General features: G+C 31.2%; 25 protein-coding genes and 2 pseudogenes. 1 reads left to right on the forward strand and 26 read right to left on the reverse strand.

Annotation, left to right across the window (positions count from 1 at the left end; translation table 11 throughout):
- Positions 1–175 precede the first annotated feature (175 nt).
- The 26 genes and pseudogenes from RT261_RS15905 to RT261_RS16030 all read right to left on the reverse strand — a co-directional run bounded on the left by RT261_RS15905 (position 176) and on the right by RT261_RS16030 (position 25,185).
- Complete coding sequence (locus tag RT261_RS15905; protein ID WP_313133937.1) at positions 176–742, reverse strand: accessory gene regulator B family protein; 567 nt, start codon at positions 740–742, stop codon at positions 176–178.
- A 2-nt stretch (positions 743–744) separates the two neighbouring features.
- Positions 745–888, reverse strand: coding sequence for a cyclic lactone autoinducer peptide (locus RT261_RS15910; RefSeq protein WP_091686977.1), 144 nt, complete (start codon positions 886–888; stop codon positions 745–747).
- Between the two features lie 185 nt (positions 889–1,073).
- On the reverse strand, positions 1,074–2,351 hold the full coding sequence (locus RT261_RS15915; protein WP_313133939.1) for a sensor histidine kinase: 1,278 nt from the start codon (positions 2,349–2,351) through the stop codon (positions 1,074–1,076).
- Positions 2,344–3,066 carry a LytR/AlgR family response regulator transcription factor gene (locus RT261_RS15920; protein ID WP_313133941.1) on the reverse strand — a complete coding sequence of 241 codons (723 nt, stop codon included), beginning with the start codon at positions 3,064–3,066 and terminating at the stop codon, positions 2,344–2,346. Before RT261_RS15920 ends, RT261_RS15915 begins: the two co-directional genes overlap by 8 nt.
- A 128-nt stretch (positions 3,067–3,194) precedes the next feature.
- Positions 3,195–3,638 carry a hypothetical protein gene (locus RT261_RS15925; RefSeq protein WP_313133942.1) on the reverse strand — a complete coding sequence of 148 codons (444 nt, stop codon included), beginning with the start codon at positions 3,636–3,638 and terminating at the stop codon, positions 3,195–3,197.
- A gap of 54 nt (positions 3,639–3,692) precedes the next feature.
- Complete coding sequence (locus tag RT261_RS15930; RefSeq protein ID WP_313133944.1) at positions 3,693–3,881, reverse strand: hypothetical protein; 189 nt, start codon at positions 3,879–3,881, stop codon at positions 3,693–3,695.
- Between the two features lie 148 nt (positions 3,882–4,029).
- Positions 4,030–4,476: a hypothetical protein gene (locus tag RT261_RS15935; protein ID WP_313133946.1), complete on the reverse strand. Its 447-nt coding sequence runs from the start codon at positions 4,474–4,476 to the stop codon at positions 4,030–4,032.
- Positions 4,477–4,844: 368 nt separating this feature from the next.
- On the reverse strand, positions 4,845–6,752 hold the full coding sequence (locus RT261_RS15940) for a DUF6382 domain-containing protein (RefSeq protein ID WP_313133947.1): 1,908 nt from the start codon (positions 6,750–6,752) through the stop codon (positions 4,845–4,847).
- 25 nt (positions 6,753–6,777) lie between these two features.
- Entirely contained in the window at positions 6,778–7,359 is a 582-nt protein-coding gene (locus RT261_RS15945) for a TadE family protein (RefSeq protein WP_313133950.1), read from the reverse strand.
- Positions 7,352–7,780 (reverse strand): prepilin peptidase, encoded by a 429-nt coding sequence (locus RT261_RS15950; protein ID WP_313133951.1) that lies wholly within the window; start codon positions 7,778–7,780, stop codon positions 7,352–7,354. The genes RT261_RS15945 and RT261_RS15950 overlap by 8 nt, the downstream gene beginning before the upstream one ends.
- A gap of 12 nt (positions 7,781–7,792) precedes the next feature.
- Complete coding sequence (locus tag RT261_RS15955; protein WP_313133953.1) at positions 7,793–8,698, reverse strand: hypothetical protein; 906 nt, start codon at positions 8,696–8,698, stop codon at positions 7,793–7,795.
- A gap of 508 nt (positions 8,699–9,206) precedes the next feature.
- Positions 9,207–11,654, reverse strand: coding sequence for a DUF5702 domain-containing protein (locus RT261_RS15960; protein ID WP_313133955.1), 2,448 nt, complete (start codon positions 11,652–11,654; stop codon positions 9,207–9,209).
- 3 nt (positions 11,655–11,657) lie between these two features.
- The gene (locus RT261_RS15965) at positions 11,658–11,852 is read right to left on the reverse strand and encodes a Flp1 family type IVb pilin (protein WP_313133957.1); all 195 of its coding nucleotides are present in this window, start codon (positions 11,850–11,852) and stop codon (positions 11,658–11,660) included.
- 173 nt (positions 11,853–12,025) lie between these two features.
- Entirely contained in the window at positions 12,026–13,489 is a 1,464-nt protein-coding gene (locus RT261_RS15970; RefSeq protein WP_313133958.1) for a hypothetical protein, read from the reverse strand.
- A gap of 121 nt (positions 13,490–13,610) precedes the next feature.
- A complete protein-coding gene (locus RT261_RS15975; RefSeq protein ID WP_313133960.1) occupies positions 13,611–14,354 on the reverse strand; it encodes a type II secretion system F family protein in 744 nt (247 codons plus the stop codon).
- Positions 14,351–15,565 (reverse strand): CpaF family protein, encoded by a 1,215-nt coding sequence (locus tag RT261_RS15980; RefSeq protein WP_313133961.1) that lies wholly within the window; start codon positions 15,563–15,565, stop codon positions 14,351–14,353. The genes RT261_RS15975 and RT261_RS15980 overlap by 4 nt, the downstream gene beginning before the upstream one ends.
- A 9-nt stretch (positions 15,566–15,574) precedes the next feature.
- Complete coding sequence (locus RT261_RS15985; RefSeq protein WP_313133963.1) at positions 15,575–16,576, reverse strand: hypothetical protein; 1,002 nt, start codon at positions 16,574–16,576, stop codon at positions 15,575–15,577.
- A 126-nt stretch (positions 16,577–16,702) separates the two neighbouring features.
- The gene (locus RT261_RS15990) at positions 16,703–17,263 is read right to left on the reverse strand and encodes a prepilin peptidase (RefSeq protein WP_313133965.1); all 561 of its coding nucleotides are present in this window, start codon (positions 17,261–17,263) and stop codon (positions 16,703–16,705) included.
- Between the two features lie 277 nt (positions 17,264–17,540).
- Positions 17,541–17,924: pseudogene (locus tag RT261_RS15995) on the reverse strand (transposase); the annotation flags it as partial.
- A 128-nt stretch (positions 17,925–18,052) separates the two neighbouring features.
- Entirely contained in the window at positions 18,053–18,550 is a 498-nt protein-coding gene (locus RT261_RS16000; protein ID WP_313133968.1) for a hypothetical protein, read from the reverse strand.
- A 92-nt stretch (positions 18,551–18,642) separates the two neighbouring features.
- Positions 18,643–19,605 (reverse strand): hypothetical protein, encoded by a 963-nt coding sequence (locus RT261_RS16005; protein ID WP_313133969.1) that lies wholly within the window; start codon positions 19,603–19,605, stop codon positions 18,643–18,645.
- Positions 19,606–19,931: 326 nt separating this feature from the next.
- Positions 19,932–20,660, reverse strand: a complete 729-nt coding sequence (locus RT261_RS16010; RefSeq protein WP_313133971.1) for an ABC transporter permease — start codon at positions 20,658–20,660, stop codon at positions 19,932–19,934.
- Positions 20,661–20,670: 10 nt separating this feature from the next.
- Positions 20,671–21,426: an ABC transporter permease gene (locus tag RT261_RS16015; RefSeq protein ID WP_313133973.1), complete on the reverse strand. Its 756-nt coding sequence runs from the start codon at positions 21,424–21,426 to the stop codon at positions 20,671–20,673.
- The gene (locus tag RT261_RS16020) at positions 21,419–22,342 is read right to left on the reverse strand and encodes an ABC transporter ATP-binding protein (RefSeq protein WP_313133975.1); all 924 of its coding nucleotides are present in this window, start codon (positions 22,340–22,342) and stop codon (positions 21,419–21,421) included. The genes RT261_RS16015 and RT261_RS16020 overlap by 8 nt, the downstream gene beginning before the upstream one ends.
- A 1,563-nt stretch (positions 22,343–23,905) precedes the next feature.
- Positions 23,906–24,668: pseudogene (locus RT261_RS21040) on the reverse strand (transposase); the annotation flags it as partial.
- 244 nt (positions 24,669–24,912) lie between these two features.
- Entirely contained in the window at positions 24,913–25,185 is a 273-nt protein-coding gene (locus tag RT261_RS16030; RefSeq protein ID WP_313133977.1) for a pro-sigmaK processing inhibitor BofA family protein, read from the reverse strand.
- Between the two features lie 133 nt (positions 25,186–25,318).
- Between RT261_RS16030 and RT261_RS16035 the strand changes: the two genes are divergently transcribed.
- The gene (locus RT261_RS16035; protein ID WP_091686997.1) at positions 25,319–25,534 is read left to right on the forward strand and encodes a YaaL family protein; all 216 of its coding nucleotides are present in this window, start codon (positions 25,319–25,321) and stop codon (positions 25,532–25,534) included.
- Positions 25,535–25,570 lie beyond the last annotated feature (36 nt).

The following is a 25,570-nucleotide window of genomic DNA, read 5'->3' on the forward strand; positions in this document are numbered from 1 at the left end:
ATTTGTGGAAATAATAAAATTGTATCTACCTATAATACTAAAAAAAGGCATTCAGGGTAACCTGGATGCCTTTTTTTAACATGGAATCTAATTAAAAATCAACAGATTTACTTGCTGCTTTTATTGTAACAGCAGGACATTTCCCAAATAATTAAATTTATAATTATATTGGGATTTAACTTTTTGCTTCTAAGCTATTTTTAATTTTACCTGCTATAAGCATTAAACTTAGAGCTAAAAGTGATATAGATACGGGCAATGCAATACGTTTAGAACCAATACCTAATAGTAGTGCTATTAAGATTACTTCAATTAGTAATACATATAAGGATCTTTTTCTGTATACAGCCTTCTCCACTTTATCCAATGGCTTGTTACGGTCTTCAACCGGTGATAAACTGAACACTGTAATACAGCTAATTATTGTGATAATGATAATGTTTTGGCTTGTCCCAGGTATATATCTATTTGCATATATTACAGCTATTGTTAAGAACATTGAAAATATATAACATCTTAACTGAGTTTTAGTGTGATAACCCCCTGCATATACACGTAGCGGCGAATATGCGATGGTAAAAATCACAACCGCCCATACATTTTTAAAAATATATCCTAATACAATTGTCGTCAAGATATTAATAATAATAAAAAGACCTTGACGTAAGCCATATTTATATAATTCTTTATCTTCTTCCTTAATATTATCATTAACACTAATAACCTTATCGAATATATCCATTACTAGAATTTACGGAGTTTTTCCGCTCCCTTTGGTAATTCTGGCTGATGTGCAAATAACATACAAGATGCATTCACATTTAATACCGTAACCAGTAATGCCAGGTTTGCTACAACACCACAAGTTTTAAAAATTAGTTTTTTCATTATATAAATCCCCTTTCATAATTTAAAAATTTTTAATAAGTTATATGTAGTTTATTTTATCATAAAAAAGTGTTCTATGAGATAGATTGTAGAAATTAATATATGTTTTTGTAGAAATTAAATTTTTTTTCAATTTTTTGCCTAAATGGTTGCCTAAATCAGGTTTGCCTAAATCATAATATTATTTAACTAATATATAAGAATATATCCACTGTAAAATTGTTGTTGGTGTGATTTATTTCCATAGTTCCATTATATTTTTTTATTGCTTTTTCTATATTCTTTAAACCAATTCCATGATTTTCTTTGTCTTTATGCGTGGAAATAATTTGATCATCTTTATAAAAAACCGTTCCGTCAAATGTATTATTTACATGAATATACAAAGTGTTTTTCCTGTAATTTAAGCGTATATTTATTTTTTTATCATTACTTAATTTTGAAACAGCCTCAAATGCATTATCCAGAAGGTTTCCAATAATTATTGCTATATCAAAAGACTCAATATTAATTTTTTGTGGAATTTTTGCTTCTACAATAACTTCAATGCCTTTCGATTTCGCATTTTGTAATTTGTAATTTAAGATACTATCAAAATCAAAATTTCCCGATCTTGCCAACTCCTGTTCGTCATATGAGGAATTAAGGATATTCTGTATGTAATTTATAGCTTTTTCTGCATCGTCTTTATATATATAACTTTCTATTATAGACAAATGATTTTTAATGTCATGACGCACAGACTTCATATTTTTATATGAATTATCGATTATTTCAAATTGTTTATGATAATAATTATTTTGCTGCTTTAATAAGGCCTTCTCAATTTTATCTTCATATACACTATTTAGTACATCATACAGATAGAACGCCACGATATTTATAATAAGTAAAATAGATATACTTATGACTATTCTATAATTAGATAAATTATTGCTTTCTAAAATTAAAAAGGTAACATACAAAGTACCGAAAGGAATTATGAATAAAGAAAGCCAATAACCATTAGGTACATCGATACCTTTTTTTATATTTTTATAGTTTTGTATAATCAAAACTATAATATAAGAAAATAATTTAATACACATTATTCCCGCTATAGATGAATATTGGGAATCCACACTAAAAATGGATAAATCTATATAACCTGTTAATACTACCATAACCAGTTCAACAGTCATTAAAATAACATACATATATATGGTAGAAATAATCCTTCTTTTAAAATTTGCCTTATAATTAAAGGTCAATAAGAAAAATGACGTTATATTAGTTATAAAAGTAATTATTGGTATATGAATTACAAGATGCACATAACTACTTACTAAAAAATACACTATGTAAGAAGGAATTTCAAATATCCTCTTTTCTTTTGTTCTTTCAAAGAAAATACTAATGAATTTAAAGACTGTATAGGTACCCAAAACATTTGAAATTAAAAATACATAGTCATAATTATTCATAACTGAAAGTTTCCCTTTCCAATTCTAATAATCTATCTCTAACTTTCTTCCTGTTATTTTGACTAATCGGCAATACAATGTTATTTAAAAGCGTTAATTGATGATATTCTATTTTAAATACATAATTGTAATTTACTAAATAAGACTTATGTATATTTATAAAATATGGTAACTTCTCCGCTATTTCTTCTAGAGATCCATAAAAGGTATCAATTTCATTTGCAGTAATTATATTTACTTTACGATTTTTGCTTTCAAAATAAATAATATCTTTAAACGGTACCTTAAAGCTTGTCTGCCCTTTTTTATAAAGGAAAAGCTTTTTATTTCCATTTATTATTTTCATTGCATATTTTAAAGGCACAGCAATTTTCTCATAAGTCAAAGGTTTTATTATAAAATCCAATGGCCTTATTTTAAATAGCTGCATAGCATAATTTTCTTTCCCTGATATGTATATAATTTGTGTAATTTCATTTAACATTTGTTCACGTATTATTTTGCCGACCTCAATACCATTTAATAGTTTCAATTCTATGTCTAAGAATATAATATCAAAGAAAACACCTTCATTTAAACACTGGCACAATTCTTCTCCGGACAAAAATGATTCAACATCCATTTCTTCCATAATCGTCGTCTCATAAATGTGTAATAAATCTTCCAGCTGATCGCAAATAAACCCATCATCATCACAAATTGCTATTCTTATCACAAAAATCACCCCATCATCATTTTGTCATTCGTTATACTGACACTATCTACCGGTTAATTATAACATAGCAGGTTATGTTAAGCAAAGCAGTAAAAAGGGTTTTAAATGGTTTTGGTAAATGTAAATAATTACTTAAATTGGTCACGAATAAGGTTATTAATATCATCACTTGCTTCATAAAGAACTTTATCCACTATAATCTGATCAGATAACATTGCAATACTTTTAAAACTGCCATCTGAATAATTAAATCGATAAAGTGAATGGCCGAACTTTATACGTGCTGGATCCGTTTCTCTCTCTTTTATTTCAGTTAAGCTAAGTTCGGACAAAGCTTGACATATGACTTGTAATTTATCTTTATCTTGGATACTTAATCTTCTAGGTGTATCCTCTATCTCCACAAGATTTTTAAAATATTCATTTGTAAATACATTGTTCGCCTCTCCGGTAACATGAACTATATTATTTCTTTTGTTCACATGATAATACAATCCGCCACCTGCTAATAGCAATAAAAGAACAGATAAAATAACTATCCCCATTCTTTTAGCTGTATATTTTATAATCATAAATATTACCTTCAATCTTATTTTTACTAACTTGCTAAAAACTAACAATATAATTTAGTATATTGCAGTTTCCCAAATGTAAGCATCTCCATTTATAGTATAATTTGGCCAATCATAATCTAGCACCTTATAATAAACATTTGGATCATAAAATAGCACAGCCTCATTTGCAAAGTTATAAAGATATCCCATAGCAACAAGTGTATGCACTTTTAATGTAGTTTTAAAAGAAGCAACAGGCATTTAATGTAATAATTGGTCTCGTTTAATATTTACATTTGTTGTTAGGTCAGTTAATACTTTTGCTTTGTCCAATTCACCTTCCTCATACTTTTACAAGATTAATGAACAAAGAAGAGCGATGCCCCCTTTTACTAAACACTTAAAATAATTACTTAAATTGGTCACGAATAAGGTTATTAATATCATCACTTGCTTCATAGAGAACCTTATCATCTACTGTAATCTTATTTGCCAATAAAGAAATTATTCTATAACTACCATCTGAATAATAAAATCGATAATATGAATTGCCGACTTTTACACGTGTTGGATCCGTTTCTCTCTCTTTTACTTCAGTTAAGCTCAGCTCGGATAAAGCTTGACATATCACTTGTAACTTATCCTTTTCTTTGATACCTAATCTTTTGTATATGCTCTCTATCCCTACAAGATTTTTAAAATATCCATTTGTAAATACATTGTTCGCCTCTCCGCTAACATGAATGAAATTAGTATTTCTATTAATATGATAATACAATCCACCGCCCGCTAACAGTAATAAAAGAAAAGATAAGCTAACTATTCCGCTTCTTTTACCCATATATTTTCCAATCATGACTACAACCTCCCATTCGATTTATCTAATTTATCGATAAACTGAATAAACCATAAGCTTATAAAACTAAGAGATAAACACATTTAAGAGAAGGATTACTTCTCTTCACTTATATTTATTATTACTATTGTATAGTAACACAAATTTACGTTAAGTGCAGAAGGTTGTAGAAATATGTATATGTTATTGTAGATTTTTAAACCTCTTCATATAATTTATAACAATTGAGGTATTATAATTGAGCATAAAATGACGCTATATATTCTATAATTTTCCTTAAAAGACATATCACATAACTACTTTCCGCAAACGATACATCGTTCTATTAACTTATGGCATTATAAAGTGGTGAAGAATTTCACTCTAACTTATTCTGCCTTCCAATAAAATTTATTTTGCACAATAAGTATCTCATCATCGAAAGATAGCTTATATAATTTATGAGCTGTTAACCGCATGCCATTTAAAAACGTTCCATTTGTTGAATCTAAATCTATCAAATAAATATCTTCCTTTTCTTTTATAAATTTTACATGTCTGCGACTTACAGCCGGATTTTGTATTCTATAATTTACGCCTGTGGCAAGTTTTCCTATAATGAAAGGAAATACCTTTATAGGTATTACAGTATTATTAGCATCATCACAGGACTCCAGATAATATTCTGTTTTGGGCGATAGTTCTGCCAGAATCTTAGTTTTCTCAGAATCACTTCCTTCTTCCTTCCATAAAATAGTAGTGCTTTCCTGCTCTCCATCAAAGTCATCTTTGCTGCCTTCTTTATTTTCTTTTCCTATCCGGAATTCACTTTCTGACATTATGTTTGAATATGTTTGGTCATTAAATTTCATCTGGATTGCTATATCACTTTTAGGTTGTATTTCCGATTGCATTTCTATATCTATATTTGATTGTTTGTCCAAATATAGCTCACTACGGTTTTTTACTTCCATCACTTCTTCCAGATTCGGTTCTATATATTCTACCGTGGTAACCATTTTAGTAATTTGATTATTTTTATTAAATAGTTTACTAAAAATATAAATTTCCCCTGAACATATTATAAGTAAGCAACCAATGAGTTTCACACTGTCTATCTGAGTGCCAAAGGTATTATATAACAGCTTGAGGCGAAGTATAACCACCAGTAGTATAATACCAAGCAGAACCGCCCCTATAGCCATTACATAAGTTTTCTTTTCATAAACCAGTATCTCTTTATCGCTTTCAACTTCTTCTATAAAAGGATAATCATTTCCTTGTTTATTGCTTTTTCCCTCTTGGGCATATTGGGTATTTCCTGTTTCTTGGATTTTCTTTTCTGTATTAAACCAACTGTTTTTATTTAGTAGTTTCCCTATGTGTCTCCATTTACTTCCCAACAAGGTGGAAAGTATATATTTATTATCCGTACTATTCTTTCTATCTGACATCTTTCTGAAATCTTTATTTGTATTAACATCTTTGTTTACTTTTGCGTTTTTATTTTCTTTGGTTTTTTTATTTGATCTTGAATCTTTACCTGCTTTCGTCTCCTTATTTAATTTCGAATCATTCTGAGATTTTACATTTCCATTTACACTTATATCTTTATAATTGTTTGAATCTCTACAGTTTCCTGAATTATTCGCATATTCTCTTGTACCATGAACACTGGATGTATTATCATCATTTATATTATGCTTATCTGTATTTTCACTATGTTTAATATCTGACTTCACATTTTGAAGAGGCAGTTTCTTTTCAATTTCTTTCATTAGCCTTTCATATGTACAACTTTCTTCACGACTTTCTTTATATAATCCATATGTTAATACCACGGCATTTTCATCTTTATAATCTATCTTATTCATAAGATATTCCATAAGTTTGCTAAACTGAATCAACATGTTTGTTTTGTATCCCTCAAGATAACACATAGAAACCGTGTCCAGACTGTCTCCAACAAAAATATACTCCGGATCTATGATAAAGTCATTTTCTGAAAGCAAATATTCTCCACTTCCGTTAATGGTTTTTAAAATTCCTCCAATCAGCTTTTTTATATCTTCATATTGCAGAGATTTGTTTTCATACGCCGTTGTTAATGATTTTTTGTCTGTGATATCATAATAGAACAAATCCATCTGGTCGATGAACTTTAACTCAACTTTTAGCAAGCCTTCGATGGAGTTGTTCAGCAAGATTTTTGTCCTATATCCACATGGGCAATCTTTTATTCCTTTTAATATTAAGTAATTGTTATGAATATCTCTTATATATTCTGCCTGTAACATAATCTCCACCTCATCTTACATTTTACTATTTAATTGAACCAATTAATTTCTGCAAGTTTTGCAATATATCATCTATGAATTTTACTTTATCCGCTACTCCGGAAAAAACATCTAGAACTCGTATAAACTCCTCCGTATTATGTATTTCCATTGTATTATTATCGCTAAATGTTAATCCAGAATTGGTAAAGAGCTGCTTTACCTCTATAAATGGGATATCCATATGTCCATTCACCGATATACGAATCCTATTAAAAGTGACCGATACAGCAACCGAATCAACCTTTGCTATAAACAATCCTCTATTTAATTCCTCTGCAAGGTATGTATTTATATTATTTTCCTTTTCCACAAAATCACTAAAATAGGGATATAAAAAGAAACGGCTTTGATAATGATCATAATCAATGAGGCCGGTTTTTAAATCAGCTTCATACTGAATCAACTCCCGTCCTTTTGTAGAAATATCATTAATAACAGATTGTATTTTCACTTTATCATGTAAATAAAATCCCAAATACAATAATCCTGCTATAATAAATAGAATCATAGGGAGGATTAAGGCAGCTTCAACCGTATAGCTGCCTTTTACCGTTGATTTATCCAAACAGCAGCACCCCCATGTAACCAAGGAGCAGAAATGGTACAAAAGGAATCGTCTTCTTTCTCCCTGCTAATTTAAATGTTAGCAAAACAATGGAAAATATAGCAGACCCAAGCAAGCTAATTACAAGGAGCATGGCATTTCGTGAAAAGCCAAGGCATAATCCCGTAATGCAAACAATCAGGCCATCTCCGGTACCAATTTGACCTTTCGTGATAAAACTGATACATAGCAAAATAAGTCCTAAGCTTATTCCCCCAAAATAATATAAGAAACTAAATTCTCCACTCCATAACATATCAATTAAAAGCATCGCAAGTCCAGCTAGTATTAGATAAATATTAATCTTTTTCTTTTTTATATCCTGTATACTGCACAAAAGCAACCATAGGAATAAAATGATATAAATAATGTGTAACTTCATAAACCCTCTTTTCTAAGTCCCCTGCTGCTTACCACATCTTTTACAAGGACTTCTGTCTCCCACTTCTGATTTTGGAATGGCCTTTATAGTTCTTTTTAATCCGCTGCAGCCTAAGCTTTTATGATAGTGGTCACCATAGTCTGTAATATATCTTTGATGATTTTCCGATTCTATCTCATATTCATCACAGATTTCACACTCTTTATATTTTCCTCCGGTATTATTTCTTAATTCCTTGATATCCCCTATACGAACTTCTTTAATAGACAGCTTTAAATGGCTGCATTCTTTGTTTAAATGATATACACTGCCGTGTTCCGTAATATAAACAATTTCAGAATCATCGGTATTTTCTTCCCCATCACCTTTTAATGCAGCCTTAGTACCGCTCCATCCCCTAAGCCTTACCCGCTGCACTATTGGCATACCATCTACTTCAATAAAAAGAAGGGGCAGCTTTACTTTATAGACCAGTATAATATCAATGGTATCCCCTTCTTCCATAAAGCTGGATAAATAAGTGTGAATTCCGGAGTACCCTCCTTGGATACAGGATTGATTGATATCTTCTACATCAATATAGTCTTTTAATTTTATCTTGTAAAAGGCACTATCAATTGCTTTGGCTATAATGCCTTCCACACTATTCTCTATATTAGTCCATTTTTCATCTGTGATTTCTTTCTCATTATACCTTTCCGGCACATTACTCACATTGATATTCTGGTTTTGTGGAATATTCTCTTCTAATGGAGTTGTACCGTCCTTGCTTTTATAATTATGTATATAATCATATATGTAGGCATACTTGGCAGCAAAATATCCCGTCTCTGTAATACCATTTTGAAGATTCTCCTGTAACCAAAGTATTTGAAGAAAATATACAATTGCTAATACTGCATAAATAAAAATTGGCAATACCAATGCCGCTTCTACTGTTAGCAGCCCTTTTAATTCTTTATTCTTTTCTTTATAGATAATCTTTTATCACTTCGCTTCTAATTTAAATAATTTAATTCGTAAATAATTTGTCTCGTAAATAATTTCTCCTTTTAATAATTTGCCCTTTAAATAATTTGTTCTTAATAATTTGTCCTTTTAATAATTTATTCTTTAATAATTTGCTCTTTTAATAATTTGTTCTTTAATAATTTGTTCTTTAATAATTTGTTCTTTAATAATTTGTTCTTTAAAGATTATTGAGTTATTGTTTAATTTACAGTGCTATCTACTCTATAGAATGAATTGGGATATCCGTTCTTGTAACAGAATGGTTGCTTGGATAAATGCTTTCTTGGAGAGAGAAATTGTTTTTACTTTATATTTTTTTAGAACCTGTAAGATAAGAACGGATATCCCAATCCATTCTATAAAGAAACTAAAGACCTGTTATTGTAAGGATTCTCTACTTTAAATAGCTTTCTTTTTAGTAGGAATATTCTTTGGTTATTTTAAAAGAATATGAACTTTCTCCTGCATCAATCAGATCTCTTACAAAAGGTAGGGCAATGAATTTTTCTTCCATTTTGAATTCTCCATTGATACGAAAGCCATATAAACAATGTTGCATAAGAAAGGTGTCTTCATAACGAATTTGAAGGTTTTCCTGAATCAAGTCCATGGCTCTAAAACTTTTATTCCTTTGACTTTCCACAAATAGAAAAATTCTCAAATAATCTTTATAATTAAGAGCAAGGAAGCTATTACTTTCTTTTATACTTTCTGTTTTACTCTTTATAAATGTTTTATTGGTTAATATTATTTCATGGAGTTCCACAAGAATATCATTCTTACTCTTAAGAAGCGGTATTTCTTTACCTCCTAATAAGGCGGCTACATCCACCAAAGATTCTACAAAAGACCAAATAAATAGAATTGATGTTTTTACAATGGTAACAAGAGCCGGAAGCCCTGTAAATCCAACAAAGGCTGCTGCCAACAATCTGGCATCCCCATTTCTTTTTGTATCACTCATAAGAGAAATTACATTCATTATAGTTCGGATGAGTAATATTCTCGTTATGATTGCTTTCAGATTATCAATATCTTTCTTCTTTCCCATAATGATATATTCTAGTTCATAGTCCAAAGAAGTAAGAGCTTCTTTTAACTCCTTTTCATCATAATGCTGAAAATGTTCAAAAAGGTATTCCTGAAATAAAATCAACTCACCAATTCCTTCTGCTATGTCCTCTGCACCCATGGCCTTATCTAGGCTATCATAAGTTCCGGTTATAGAATCTGTTCCGCTCTCCAAATTTATATTGCTATATTTCTTTGATATATCATCAGGATCCTTGCTTTCCTCTACTTTTAATATAGTAGAAGGTAAGTCTGTATTGTCTATTTCCTTTACCGATAACCCCTCCATATCTTCCACAACCAATTCCATTATTCCATTTTCAACCAGATCTCTGATGCTTTTAAAAAATCCTTCACTTTCTTCCGGTTCTTTCAAATCGGTATAATCAAAGACTAAATAATCGTATTTATACTGCATCACTGCTGTTTTCATATTTTGAAAGGAATACTTTGTTTGTAAAAGTTCTTCTTCCGTAGGTGAAATGTTAGAAACTAAAAAGCCCTTTGCATTTCCAATTACCCTCTGATTTGTAATAAGGGTATTTTTCATTCCTTCAAAGTTATATCCTTCCAAGTCTTTTTTTTCAGGATTACTTTTATATCTCTCCATTACTTGAAAGTCTTCCAGCAAGCTTTTATAAAAATCCTCACTCAGCTGTTCCTTACTTGACTCCAACACCATTTCGTATGTATTAATTTCACCGGTTATCGCTGCTTGCTTCTTAATTAAATCCTCTGTTACCGGAATAGCTTTTTCAATGGCTTTTAAAGTTCCATTCATTAGCTTCTCTAACCTGCCTGTCTTTTCAGAAGCTGCTTTTAGTAAGGATTGTTCTATCTGGATATAATTTTGTAAAGCTTCATAGGCATTCTGAAGTTCCTGTTGGTGCTGTAATAACTCTTCTTCATCTGTAAAGACACTTTGATCAATTAAACTTAAATATTTATAGGTTATTCTTGCTTCATCTATTAATTTTAGGTTATCTGAAAGAGTATCCAAATCTGAAATAATCTCATTAATAATGGATATGGGATTGGTATAGTGATTTTGTAAGGGATGAAAGACAATGGGATTATAAATTCCCGCATTTACAGAATTTACAGGCAATATAAATAGTTTTTTCACAAAGTTATCCTGAACTTTAATGCCATTTTTACCGGTTTCAAGGCCCTTTTCACTAATGGTAATACCATCAATTAATTTCATTAGACCGGTAATATCTTTATCAATTTTATAGATACTTTCTTCCGCCTTAAACTTCTCATTTAAAACGGTCTGCGCATGTTCTGTTTCCTCTATTAAGGAAAGCTTGTTCAAAAATTTTTCCGACACATTCCCCAGCTCCTTATACTTTATGTAAGAAATAGCCTGGGAAGTAAAGAGATTTCCATTGTAATCTAACAGGGTATTAATATTATCGATTTCCAGATTAGTTGTTTTAATATCTAATATATTCACATTTTCCACCGGAATATAGGTATCCATATAATATAAATCCTTATTGGGTTCAAAAGTGTATTCCATAGAGTTTTGTATTTTTGTTTCTATAGAATCCAACTGCAAAGATTCTCCTCCATAACGGCCTTCTAATCCAAATACATGATACTCCTGGAACAGCGGTGAATAATATTCCGCCAGAATAGAATCCATTGCCAGAGCTAAAGCCCTATTCGCATACACTTTTCCCACACTGACCCTGGCCGACTCAATAGTTGTCATAATCACTGCAATAACCAGCAGTAACACAAGACTTAAGAACACGGTTATGGAACCTTTTTGATTTGCTTCCATCTATTACTCCAACGGTCCGGTTATGTTCTCTGTTTTGCCGGTTATGCTATTAAAGATATTTTTTACAAGTGACTCGATACTATCTCTGAAAATAATAACTAAACCAATTAGAACTACAATAATCAAGATAATTTCCACAACACCAATTCCATCTTCTTCTTTTATAAATTCTTTTATACAATTTTTTATTTTGTCCATAATAACCTCGATTCTTTGCATTCTTGTGCTTAATAATACAATCAACATGAAACTTTCAATTTCTTATTCTTACCAATTAAAAAATTGAATCCATTTGAAGATACTTTTTCTTCACAATCTTTGACATAATTACTCCCACATGTGATATCATAATTAATTCTCAATGCACCCAGCTATATTCCAAAGGACAACATTGCAGGTACCATGATAATGGCTAATACAATTAATAGCATGAAGGCCATTGGGATTAGAAGTTTGGTAGCGGCCTCCTCTCCCATTCTTTTTGCTAATTCTTTTCTTTCTTCAAAAGCTTCTGCTGCCTCCAGTTCCAATTGATTCAGCAATTCCCCTGAGCCTTTCTTTACGTTTTGAGCAATTAAAGAACCAAATCTTAGATAGGGAAGTAATTTCACTCTTCTTCCAAATCTCTCGTAAGCAATTACTTCCGAAGTACCAATCATTAATTCACCTGCCGTTATATTGATCTCTTCGTAAGCAAATCGTTTTTTTGTTGTTTTCTCTTTATAATCTTTTGCAATCTTAATCCATGCATTTGACAAAGACATTCCGGCACCCACCAAAAGTGTGAATTTATTAATAATCTCCGGGTAATCCATTAACATTTCCTTATTCCTTTTATCTACCAGGCTAATTAAATTCCGGTCCATTATGATAAATATCAAAACTCCTGCAAAGGTTCCAAATATGAAAAGCATAGTTGCTGTATGGTCTTCTTTTTCTGCCCAGGTAATTTTTTGCTTATCCATAGCATCAGGAAGGGTGAAAATATTTTCTTCCTTTGAATTATTATCTTCTTCTCTAAGGACTTCTTGCAGCCTTATTCTTGCAAACTCTTCTTTTGTATATTCCTTAGGGAGCACTTTAAAGAACATAGTATATAATTCTTTTCTCTCCTTGTAGGAAAGTGTGGCAGTTACCTCTACCAATTCACTTTTTAATAGGCCTTCATTATACACGGTTCCGTCCTTATCAATAAGCTTTGAATTACTCGTCTCCCAGGATACCCGGATTCTTGTTTCCGGTATTCGTGTAATGAAATTTAAATCTGTTTTGATTTCACCTCCACTCCTATTGCTTCCCAAAGCCTTTTGATCAATATATTGCTTTCCATAGGCAAACTTATTCTCCAGTTCCTGTGGATCATATTCCGCTTCCTTAACCTCTAATGTTAATTCTTCTTCCAGAACAGCCTCATTATCTTCTGATACTAATACATCAAGCGTAATGGATTTGCTGCCTTCATTGGCCTCCGGTCTTTTTATATAATTTCCGTTAAAAATTATACTTTCTTCTTTTATCTTGTACCCTAAAAAAAATAAATCAGCAAGAAAAAGAATGATAATTGTTAATACGACTTTTTTACAGATATATATTCTTTTTACCTGATCTAAGGGTTCTCCTATATTAAGGGCTTTTAGAGAATCATCAATGTATACCGACTTGTTTAATAATCTTTTCAGAGGTGTTTTATCACATAGATATAGCCCTATAGGATATAGCCTTTTTAACGGATGTATTTTATTATCTAATTCCTGAATGGATTCTATATCATATCTTTTAGTCTTAATCCATAAGGTAAGGAATAGAAATAAAAAAATAATATTGATTGCCACCACATCCTTTCACCTCCTTCCAAGCCAAATTCATATTAGCTTTGATTCTTATACTTAAGTTCCTTTTCATATCCTGTCTATTGGTATGCTATTATTTCATTGATGCTTCTAAACTAAGTCTTCATTAAATTTCTATATTCATAATTCTATGTGCAAGCTTATATACAATGAAATATAGTATTAATACGATTGTCATAAAAACAACACCAAAGATATTGCCATAAATGGCTTCCAAAAAACCAGGTGAAAATATCTTCAGATATAATATAATGCAAAATGGAATCAGACACATAATAGAGGTTTCATATTTCTTTCCGGTTATCATAGTTAGAATCTCCCGTTTCACTTCCACCTTGTCTCCAATGGTTTTACAGGTTCTTCGAATAATCTTTACAATATCCCCTCCTGTTCTTTTAGCAGTAACGAATACTTCTGCAAAATTAGAGATGTCTTCCATGTGGCTTCGATTAGAAAAATCCATTAGAACATCTTCAACCGTCATGTTCATTTTAAGCTGCCTTACCATTCCCTCAAATTCCTGCACAATGTATGCATCTTCCGGATACATAAGCTTAAGGTCCATAACCGCCTGATGAAATGCATTTTCTACAGAATATCCTGCGTTTAAAGCCGCAGAAACACTGGAAAGCCCATCTTTAAATTGTAGATTCAGCAGCCATTTTCTCTCTTCTATTTTTTTCTTTTTCTTATTCTGAACAAAGATAAATCCATAGCTGCTAAGAAGAATTGCTCCTATGATATTAGAATAAAATAATAGACCAATACAGAAACCTATAGCCCCGCCTTGCAGGAAAAACTTAAGCCACTCTTTTTTTGAGTAAACATATACATTGTAATCTTCTATCACAATATCCCCGCTTTACTTAACTTTGATAAATTAATTAGTTCATTATTGGTTTTTTGTAAACTTCCGATTACTTTTCCATTCTCATCCTCACCTATTTCTTTAAAAACATATAATTTATTTACTTCGATTTCTCCGTCTATACAATCCAATACTTCTGCAATTTCCAACACCCGCCTGCTCTTATCCCGCAGCCTTCCCAGATGTACGATTATGTCAATCGCAGACGCTATCTGCTTCCTTACTGCCATTAAAGGAATATCTGCTCCCATAAGAACCAGTGTTTCCAAACGGTTTAGCATATCTACGGTAGAGTTAGCATGTCCTGTAGACAAAGATCCATCATGTCCGCTGTTCATGGCTTGCAGCATATCGATGGCAGCTGCATCTCTGACTTCTCCCACGACTATTCTGTCCGGGCGCATTCGAAGGGATGATTTAATAAGTTCCCGGATGGTTACTGCATTTTTACCCTCAACATTTCCATTTCGAACCTCCAGTTTCACTAAGTTGGGAATATTCTTAATCTGGAGTTCTGCGGAGTCTTCAATGGTTATTACTCTCTCTTCCTTAGGGATAAAGTTAGAAAGTACATTTAAAAAAGTTGTTTTACCGGATCCGGTACCCCCACTAATGAATATATTGTAACCGGCGACTACAAGCTTTTCTAAGAAGTTAGCAGCTTCTTCTGTTATAGATTCCATATTAATTAACTTTCTTATGGTAATTGGATTCTCCGGAAACTTACGAATGGTAACCACTGGTCCCTCCATTGCAACAGGGGGAAGTACAATATTAACCCGGGAACCGTCAGAAAGCCTTGCGTCTACTATGGGGCTTGCTTCATTAATGATTCTGTTGGACTTTGAAACGATTTGCTGAATCACATCTTCTAATTTTCTTTCTGATTCAAATTGCCCATCCCATGGTCTTATGGAGCCATTTTGCTCAATAAAGATATTATGAGCTCCGTTAATCATGATCTCCGTTATAGAGGAATCTTCTATTAACTCTTGCAAAATATCCAGCCTCCGTATGGAATTAAAAATCTCTTTTCTAAGCCGTCTTTTATCCTGCATACTAATATAATTTTCCCGGCTGCCGGACAATAATATCTCATCAATTACCTCTAATATCTCATCATCCTGTAGTTCCTTTGATAAATCTATTTTTGATATAACCATGTCTTGTAATTTTTGTTTTAAACCATTCATTCCATCCTCCTAGTAATACTTTACATATTCCATTACAATGTCCCTATATTCTTCACTATATAAATCACTTGGGGTAACATATTCTAATCGGTTTTCCGTATCTTTTGATATGGCTACCTCTGTTATCTGCGTTAATACATCTTCATAACCTGCCAGCTGCAATTGGCTTCTAAAATTCCGGTATTTTTCTTCCTCCAGTTTTTGAACTCCTATTAATAAAAGCAATTCATTGGAGCTGCGGAATAATTCTAAAGTGGATTGAAAAAAGCATCCTACATCAAAAATAATTACTTCATATTCAGAAGACTCCTTTAATGTTTTGAGCCAATAAAATATGTCATCGGGAACCAATTCATAAATATCCGGACCAAAAGATACACCCTGTATACAATCCAGATTATTTATTTTTGTTATAATTCCATTCATTTTTGATATCAGATTGGGATTGCTTTGTTTTAGATAATAGATAAATTCCGATAAACCTTTCTCGAAATTGCTTCCACTAATTTCGGTCCAAGCCGAAAACAGATCCAGATTAACATACAAAGTCTTTCTTGTTTTTGCATATTCACTGGCTAAAAAATAAGAGAAAACCTGTCTTTCATTTTCTTTTCCTACTGAAAACACACTAATAATATTCAAACTCCCATTGTCTGAAAGAAAAGCTCTCATTAAAGTATCTTCCAATGGAAAATAAGAAAATAACTCTTCCATAACCTTCTGCGCTGATTGAAATTTGTAAATTACATGGCAACTTTCTTGTTCTCTTGCAAAATTACCTTCCGATAAAATACAAATATTTTTAATGTTTTGGTGCAGAACTTCATCCATAGTAACTTCCTCATTAAGCAGTAAAACATTTAATTTATTATGATCTAAATACTCCAACAAACTCCTTGCATTGGTAAATATCCTCACTTGTGTAATGGTTTTTTGTTTGCGCTTTATATAATCCATTAGCTGATTTGCATAATCTGTATCCGGATCAAAGATTCCTAAGATATAACTCAATAAAATCCTCCTTTCTTAATGTGGTGAAGAATTATGTTTATTTTTATTTTCTTTCATTTCCTTATCTTGGTAATAACCACTTTTTATAGATTTGAACCAAGTAATATATAAATTAAAAATATACATTTAAACGCTTAAAATCATTATTATTTGAATAATAAATGCGCCTAATATAGCTATAGAAAAATGAATGGTGCCTCCATAGCCTTCTTTTTTGTTATCATAATAAGGAATCACCCATTGTTTCTTCCCTTTCTCATTCAGACAATTTACATTACTTCCATATGTTTGAATATATTCTGCAAGAAACCGCAGCCGATAAATCACTTGTTTCGATTTAGCAAGATGAATAACAGACATTACCCCTCCAAGAAGAAAGGCAATGATAATGGTTTGAAAGACAAAAGATGCCCCGTAAAAACTCCCAACTACTGAAAATAATTTAATATCCCCTGCTCCCAGCACTTTAAATAAAAATAGAATAAACAATAATAAAATCGGCAGAAAACTACCAGATAGACTGAATATTATACCCTTTCTTCCTAACTCATATATTTGAAAAGCAAAACCGATAGGTATACCAATGATGATAAGCAGATTACTGATTTTATAGGACTTTAAGTCTCTATAAACTCCAAAAAGAATTAAGAAGATAAGGCAAGCTGCTTTAATATGAATACGCTTCACCTCTCAGAGAAAAGATTTTTTTAATGTTTCTATTAATTACATGTTTCTATTTTATACCAGATAGTGTGGATTTGCAATATTCTTTGGTGATTTTTTGTAAATTCATTACATTTAACAAACATTTATAAATAATGTTATGCATTTATACTTAAAGATCTTACTTAAAATAATAGAGTAAATGGTAATATAATTTACGTAAAGCGCCTTAATATTGAGCGTTTGCGCCGGAAAGCGCCAAAGCTATACACTAATAATTTAGCACATAGCCCTTCATGTTATAAAATTTCTTAGTAAACCCAACGATTATCCTCAACAAAAACCGCGCAATGGTACTGTGATCTGGTGCTTTCCTGCCAGCCAGCAGCCACATGAAGTTGATATCCCGTTTACAAGCGGTTTCAATTTTCCTTGAGGAATAAATCTTTTGGGAGTAAGCATAGGTCAATATCTTGAACATGGTCTTTGGGTCCACTGCCGGATTTCTGCCTTTGGCAGAGTAAGCCTGATACAGCAATGTGTAATCTAAATCCTCCAATTCATGGCTCAGCAGACGGACAGAATCATCTTCAGGAATTAAACCTTCCAAACTTAATGGCAAAACCAGTTGATAAGTTTGCCCAAGTTCGGTATAATCTTTAGTAGTATATTTGGTTAATCGCATAATTAATTATACCATGAATTACGGACTTTTCGGAGTCCGTTTTTCTGTTTTTAAGCATGAAAAGGGAGCTATTGCGCCAATAGATTATTATCTATTTTGGCAACAGCCCCTTTCATGTTATAAAGTCTCTAGTAAGTCCAATGGTTATCCTCAACAACAACCTTACCATTATCATCTAAACCTTGTATGGTTTTTCCTGAAGCACTTTCTTCATCAATTTTAGTAAAAAACAAACAATTATCTTTGCCAAGAGTGCATTCGTACGTTTTCCCTCCAGGATCTGTAATTATAATTTTTCTTACATTAAGATCAGGGCTACAAACTCCATAGATAAAAATTGTATCATTCCTATATACAGTATCTACATAGATTCCATTATTATTTAAAAAAAGACTCAGAACAGAATTTCCAGTAATAGCTAAGAATGACTTCCTCCAAGTGGAATCATCACGGGGTTCTAATTCCATAACCATAACCCCTTGATCTGTTAGAGTGCAAAAGATACTTCTGTTATTATACTCTTCTTCAATTACTTCTATCAATGAAGCATTATTTGCCTTTAATTCTTCTTCAAATACATATTCTTTTGAATATTCATTTTTAATGTTCTTTGGATTAGCTGACATATAAGTAATCACGAGGTATGTGATGAGTACAAAGGAAATCACAATAATTAAAATGTTCGATATTTTCTTTAACATTCATTTTTCTCACTCTTTTAATTTATAGGAAAATCATTTACATAATGATATCTACTATCAGATTCATAATATCTAAAAGTTCTTATTCCTGATCCAAGTTCTTTCATTGTTCTTTCTATCGTAATTCCAAAACTACCTGAATCAATTTTGAAACCTGGTAGAGGAAAGTTTAATGAAGGACTAATGCTCGCAGTATATGTAGGATATGCCACAGCTACAGCTACTTTAATTGTCTGCATGTTATATGAATCACTCTGAGTAGATGTTTCAATTAGACCACTTATAGCCTGTAAATATTCACCGGAATAAAGGGTTCCGGGTTTTGTATCTGCAACATATCTATTATCATCATAAAGATTAGTCGTTGGTGTAAAATAATCTGTTCTACTGTATGAACCATTAGTATAAGCATATCTCGCAGAGCAATCTGATATGTAGTTATTTTTAGATGATAAATAATATGAACTGGCATCAGCCATTGTCCAAGCAACAGCTATCTGCAATGATGATAATGATGCTGATAAAGGATCTTTACTCCATTTACCTTCATAAGCAATTCTGGTTTTTCGCTTATCAATGTCACTACCAGCTAAACCAAATCTAAGATTAAACACAACATTACTAGCATATGTATTTATAAACGTATTTAAATCTTCTTGTTCTCCGCTATAATTTTTAACAATTTCAATTTCTTTATCTCTCATACCTTTTTGCCTTAGTTCATTTATAGGCTTTTGCGATAAATTTCTTAAATCATCATTTAGTTGATTACGACCTTCTTGGGATTGACACATTATTTGCAAGGCTTCTTTTTCAGTTATAATTATTTCTTGTGTATTTTCGCAATTATCTAAGAAGTTGGAGATTTCTTCTGGTGTAACAAGTTGTTCCTTATTTTCTGCTTTAACAGGTACTTTCATATTAATTGTTAAAATCAATACAACAAATAAAGATAAAGTTCTACTAAAATTTTTTTTCATTTGCAACGTCTCCTTCACAATAATTTTTTATGTATAACAGCTTCCTTACTCGAGTTTAGCGCTAGAAACTGTTAATACCATTAAAATAGAAAATCTATATTATAAGCTATTATTCTATTCTTATGTAAACATATATATCATCTTTCTGATATAAATATTCTTTTTTATCTACTATTTATTTTATCTGTTCTAGTATATTTTCCTAACAATTATACTATAGCACAAAAATGTATTTGTGCGAGACCATGTTGAATTTGCTATATATTATTGTTGAAACTTAAAGTTTTTAACAATATAAGAATATGAAAAATTAAAAAAGGATATAATTAATACTCATTTCTCTTATAATAAAACATATAAATTATACAAGACAGCATTATATAAATTATAATTGCAACAGAAGAATATGCTTTATTTAGGTATAAATCATTTCCCATTCTATATGAAATAATAGAGAATCCAGTAGTAATTGGGTGCCAGTTTACTAACTTGCCATTTGAAATAAATACCCCTACTATTCCTACCATCATAGAAAATAAAGTTCCCCATATATATTTTCCTTTTGATTTTGAAAAAAAGAGGATTATTGGTAGCACACCTATATATATGCATACTTGCATAATAACAAGGGATGTAATTGCCTCGATAATTGAGTTTATATTTATATCAGAACATTGTAAGAAAAATCCGGTACAAATTAGTATAATACTGTTCAGCAAAGCAAGAATTAATGAATATATAAATATTGTAATCATTTTTGCCTCAATTACCTTGCTCCATTTAATTGGTACCACTATAATATTCTTTTGTGTATCCTCTATATGTTCTTTATTAATGATATATCCACCAATCAATGTAAGTGTAAACGGCAGTATTATTGTTACATTGTTCCAGATATTCATATCTAATAAAGCAGGAAAAAGAATTTTCCCCTGACTCATTGCAGTTAGCTGAATGATAGATATAATATGAGATAATACGATACTTATAATTCCTATACTAAGGATTTTTAATCTTTTTAACTTTTTTAATTCGCTTCTAATAATTTGCAACATATCTCACCTTCTAAATTTTCTGTTTTATATATATCAACATACTGGAAAACACTGAAACCATGGCTGTTACTGCCAGTACAATTACTCCAGTATTTGTAGGATAATATAACATGTCTAACCCTTCTTGGAAAATAGGTGCGTAATTCACAATTTGTAATGGTAAAGTAACTCTATATGCAATTAAAAACGGCAAATGTAGATTAAGAAATTGCCACATTGTCACCTGCCATAATAGTAAAAAGTTAATAATAATAAAACTATTAACAAATATCAGGGATAACAAATACTTTTTTCTAAAAATTACTATTAATAATAATACAGGCAAAGAAGCACTTATGGAGGCGATTGCTGTTACAATTAAAGCCATAAATGTCTTTCCAACATAGCCAGGATCCTTTAAAAACATTCCCCCTATTAATGTATACAGCCATGTGACAATATTAAATATAATTATTAAAATAAAGGCCGTCGCTAACTTTATTATGTATATCTTCCACTTATCAATTGTGGTTACCAGAATATTTTTCATTGTATCATTTTGCTCTTCAATTTGAAAAAGTAATAGTAAAATCAATGAAAATAGACAAGGTGCTATCAGGAAGTTACCAAATAAAATATTGAAGCCTACTAAACTTCTATATGGCAGCTGGTCTCTTATACATATTAGTGTCCATAATATAGGCATAACTAGACCAAGAATACAAATTATCCTTATGATTCTTTGCCTCTTAAGCTTTTTTAACTCATCAAGATATAATCTAAGCAATTCCGGTTCCCCCTGTCACTCTAATAAAATAGTCTTCCAGGCTTTCTTCATCAACATAAATTCTTTCCACTTCAATATTATTGATAACTAGTGTTTTATTAAGCTCAGGTATCGATAGTTGTTCCTCATAAATTCTTATTTCATTTTTTCCTACCACTTCAAATCTGTCTATATTATACTCTTTTTCTACTATTTCCTTTGTAGCATCTATATTAGAAATCATAAGTTGAATGAAATTCCTACGTTTTTTCTGTAATTCTTCTCTACTTCCTTCATCTAGCAATTTTCCCTGATCAATTATACCAATGTCATCAGCAAGCATTTCTATTTCCGGAAGTATATGACTGGATATTAATATAGTTTTTTCACTTTTATCACATAGATTTCTAATAAAGGTTCTTACTTCTGCAATACCAATAGGATCCAGTCCATTTGTGGGCTCGTCAAGAATTAACAAATCTGGAGAATGCATAATAGATAATGCAATCGCAAGTCTCTGTTTCATTCCCATAGAGTATTGTGAAAATAATTTTTTATCATGATAAGGTAATCCTACAAATTCCAACGCGTTTTTAATTATGGTTTTATCTTTTATCTTACGTAGCGTAGCAAATATTTCTAAATTCTCTGATCCGGTTAAGTTTGAATAAAATCCCGGAGATTCAATTAGGCTCCCAACTTTCGGAAGTATCTCTTTTTTATGTAATCTAATATCTTTTCCCCATAAATATGCGTGTCCAGAAGTTGGGGGTAATAAATCTAAGAGCATTCTCATCGTAGTTGTTTTGCCCGCTCCATTCCTTCCCAACAGTCCATATATCTTTCCTTTCTGTACATGTAAATTTAAACTATCTACGCTTCTTTGATTACCATATAATTTAGTTAAATTTTTAGTCTCGATTATTAATTCTTGCATTTTTGACCTTCTTTCATTTCAATAAAGCTTATATTGTAATATTTTCCTTTTCCTAGTCCTATGTATGAAAAGAACCAAGATTGGCTCTCTTTTTCTATGCAATTATATTATATTAAATAATAACATAAAGAATGTATTTATACGGGGCGACGTTGAGATTAATATATGTTTTTGTTGAAACTTAAAGATTTTTTAGAATGTACTAAAGCTTTCAGTTAAGCTCAGTTCGGAAAAAGCTTGACATATCACTTGTAACTTATCCTTTTCTTTGATACTTAATCTTCTGAATATGTCCTCAACCTCTACAATGTTTTTAAAAAACTCATTTGTAAACACATTATTTTCCTCTCCGGTAACATTAATTATATTACTTTTTTGTTTATATGATAATACAATCCAGTTCCAGCTAATAGCAATAAAAGAAAAAGTAAAATAACTATTCCTATTTTTTTATCTGTATATTTTCTTATCATAAATATAACCTTCAATCCTATTCTTTCTAACTTGGTAGCCAAAATAAACACTATAATTTAGTATATTGTGTTTTCCAAGTATAGTAGCTGTCATGTCACTACAACCGCCCTTAATACCATCCCAATACTACAAATTCCGGTTTACCTGTGCTTACCTCTGCTTTTCTAAAATTACTATATACTCACTGAAGTATATTTATAATCAACTCTAAATCCCTATTCGATAAACAGCTTTTTTGATTCGTATCTTTTCTAACCAATATCAATCCACTATAATTTTCTAAAATCTGATACATTATTACTTTATCATTTCTATTATCAAAATAAAATTGACAAATTACGTAATCATCTTTTGTTAGATAATACTTCTCCCAATCAGTATTGTGAATAATTCTACGTATACTTAGGATATCATTTCTTTTAGTAACATTCTTATAAAAAACGTACTCTTTTTTTGTTATATCATAATGTTCCACAACAACATTATGCTTTTCTGAAAAGACTAAATTTTTTAATAGAAAAATAGTTAATAAACAAACAATAATTATTAATATAAATTTCATATTTATCTTACTTGTCATACATATCCCTCATTCTGCAGTATTTAAAATACACCGTTCATGGTAACTTCCTCTACATAGTTTGATTGACAAATCTAAACTAATCTAATGTTAGAGGTTTAAACTATAGAAAAGAAATAGTGAATCTTTCATATATATGTTTCACTATCTCTTATTTTTGTACTTCTCCTTTTTTAACCGATTTTTTTTGTTTCCACTCTTCTTGACCAATAATTTTGTGGAAATACGTTATGTTACAATTGTTTACATTAATACTAACAAAATATATTTCTATATTTTCCTGTATTTTATCATATTTAATTTTTTTGTAAATAAAATTTCTAAGATATTACTAAAATGTTTTATTAAGGAATAATTCGAAAGTGGCCGATACATTCTTATAACCCTAACAATCGCAGAAGGATCATCTTAAGGGCAAAGGCAAAAAATGCCCTTCAAACAAGTTACTGCCTTGAAGGCTGTTCCAAAATGCAATCATTGCACCTATATATTCAAATTTGCACATACTTAATTTCATAATTCGCCGGTTTAATAAATGCAATCTGTTGATTCTTTTCAATGAACCGATAGTTTTCTTCGCTTTCATATCCAGAATCAGCGGTAACATTTTTATATTTGAAGGCAAGATGTTCTTCCATGTCTTTTAAGAATGGGATGAGTGTTGTTGTATCCGTTGGCTGTGGTCCAATAGAAAGCCAGGTGATGTATTCCGAATCGACTCCATGCTGAAGATTATACGCAGGTTTTAATTGACCGTTCCGCATGGCATCTAACTGCCCTTTTCCAGACAAAGGTATATTTATTGGCATTTGCTTCGATTTTTGTCCCATCAATAAAAATGGTTTCACCATACACTTCCCCCAGTTCATAGAGAAAGTCATTGACCTCAGCCATGATTCTTTTGGAGTTTGGAGCAAAATGAAGAGTCCTGAATCTTGCAATTGTCGCATGGTCGGGAGCTGGTGAGTCTTCTAGAAGATACGTAAAATTGATATCCCTGTGGCAGGCTGTTTCAATGTCACGGGAAGAATAAAGTTTGTTCATGTAAGCATAGATCATAATCTTCAGCATCTGTCTTGGCGTTGCTGTATTTTTCCGAATCCGGAAATAAGTCTTGAATAAATCTGAAATATCCATCTCCTCTACGAATTGACTTAGCAGACGCACCGAATCCTTATCTGGGATTATATAGTCGATATTTAATGGCAGTTTCAGTTGATAAAAGCACTGAGCTAGAGTATAACCCTTTTGTAAGATTTTATTTATTCGCATAAATATATTTTACACCTTTTGCCAGACTTTGAAAAGTCTGGCAATTGTGTTTTTGGCATGAAAAAGGAGCTGCGCACTAATTACTTAGTGCGACAGCCCCAATTATTTATGTATGAAGTGCTATATGCATTTTTTATTAACATTTATTATACCCTTAAGCCCGTTACGATTTATGTAAACCTGTACTAACTTTACAGATGTTGCTATAAAATCCCTATATTTAATCATGCATTATTCCATCCCATTAGACAAAATAATAATAAATCGCCACCCCATAAACCAATAAAAATCCCGGTATCCCAAGACCTCCAATGGTCAGTGCAGTCAGTCCATTGGTACCGACCCCTAAGGACAATCCCAGTCCATCTAAGAGCATATTCACTATGTATATTCCTACTAAGCCGGCAAATACACGAAGTCCGAAGTTTACCAGCAAATCCATTCTTCTTTTGATTAATCCGATTGCTAAAAGGACTAAACATATTATAATAATAACTATAAATATTTTACTCTCCATACTGTCCTCCTATCTAAATTTTTAGGTATATTTTTCTAATTACTGTAGTATATTCTAGTAAATCTTGGACTATACTATAAACAATAATAAATCTATTATTAGCTTATAGTATTATAAGTAGAATGGAGTAAATATGAAGTTATTTTCAAAAAAGAAAAATCCAGAAGCCGAACTTTTGCTCAATGAAATTAAACGAACAAAGATTGCGTTAGAAGCGGCGTATTCTAATTTTGAAAATGTTGTTGATCCGGACTTGATTGATTGTTACATTTACGAAGTAAATGCAGCTCAAAAAAGATACAAATTCCTTTTAAAACGAGCCAAAGAATTAGATGCTCTCCTACCGTGATAAAACAAATACGGAGTAAAAAATTGCAAGTTTCCT

The organism is Anaerocolumna sp. (assembly GCF_032079385.1).
Classification (GTDB): Bacteria; Bacillota; Clostridia; order Lachnospirales; family Lachnospiraceae; genus Anaerocolumna.

Bases quoted from the DNA above. Each gene is read 5' to 3' on its own strand.
- RT261_RS15965 (WP_313133957.1), bottom strand. From the start codon at position 11,852: ATGGACAAAATAAAAAATTGTATAAAAGAATTTATAAAAGAAGAAGAT.
- RT261_RS15980 (WP_313133961.1), bottom strand. From the start codon at position 15,565: ATGAATGGTTTAAAACAAAAATTACAAGACATGGTTATATCAAAAATA.
- RT261_RS15915 (WP_313133939.1), bottom strand. From the start codon at position 2,351: ATGAATAATTATGACTATGTATTTTTAATTTCAAATGTTTTGGGTACC.
- RT261_RS15905 (WP_313133937.1), bottom strand. From the start codon at position 742: ATGGATATATTCGATAAGGTTATTAGTGTTAATGATAATATTAAGGAA.
- RT261_RS15940 (WP_313133947.1), bottom strand. From the start codon at position 6,752: ATGTTACAGGCAGAATATATAAGAGATATTCATAACAATTACTTAATA.
- RT261_RS15910 (WP_091686977.1), bottom strand. From the start codon at position 888: ATGAAAAAACTAATTTTTAAAACTTGTGGTGTTGTAGCAAACCTGGCA.
- RT261_RS15925 (WP_313133942.1), bottom strand. From the start codon at position 3,638: ATGATTATAAAATATACAGCTAAAAGAATGGGGATAGTTATTTTATCT.
- RT261_RS16010 (WP_313133971.1), bottom strand. From the start codon at position 20,660: ATGTTGCAAATTATTAGAAGCGAATTAAAAAAGTTAAAAAGATTAAAA.
- RT261_RS16035 (WP_091686997.1), top strand. From the start codon at position 25,319: ATGAAGTTATTTTCAAAAAAGAAAAATCCAGAAGCCGAACTTTTGCTC.
- RT261_RS15930 (WP_313133944.1), bottom strand. From the start codon at position 3,881: ATGCCTGTTGCTTCTTTTAAAACTACATTAAAAGTGCATACACTTGTT.
- RT261_RS16020 (WP_313133975.1), bottom strand. From the start codon at position 22,342: ATGCAAGAATTAATAATCGAGACTAAAAATTTAACTAAATTATATGGT.
- RT261_RS15935 (WP_313133946.1), bottom strand. From the start codon at position 4,476: ATGATTGGAAAATATATGGGTAAAAGAAGCGGAATAGTTAGCTTATCT.
- RT261_RS16005 (WP_313133969.1), bottom strand. From the start codon at position 19,605: ATGAAAAAAAATTTTAGTAGAACTTTATCTTTATTTGTTGTATTGATT.
- RT261_RS16030 (WP_313133977.1), bottom strand. From the start codon at position 25,185: ATGGAGAGTAAAATATTTATAGTTATTATTATAATATGTTTAGTCCTT.
- RT261_RS15960 (WP_313133955.1), bottom strand. From the start codon at position 11,654: ATGGAAGCAAATCAAAAAGGTTCCATAACCGTGTTCTTAAGTCTTGTG.
- RT261_RS15950 (WP_313133951.1), bottom strand. From the start codon at position 7,780: ATGAAGTTACACATTATTTATATCATTTTATTCCTATGGTTGCTTTTG.
- RT261_RS16000 (WP_313133968.1), bottom strand. From the start codon at position 18,550: ATGTCAGCTAATCCAAAGAACATTAAAAATGAATATTCAAAAGAATAT.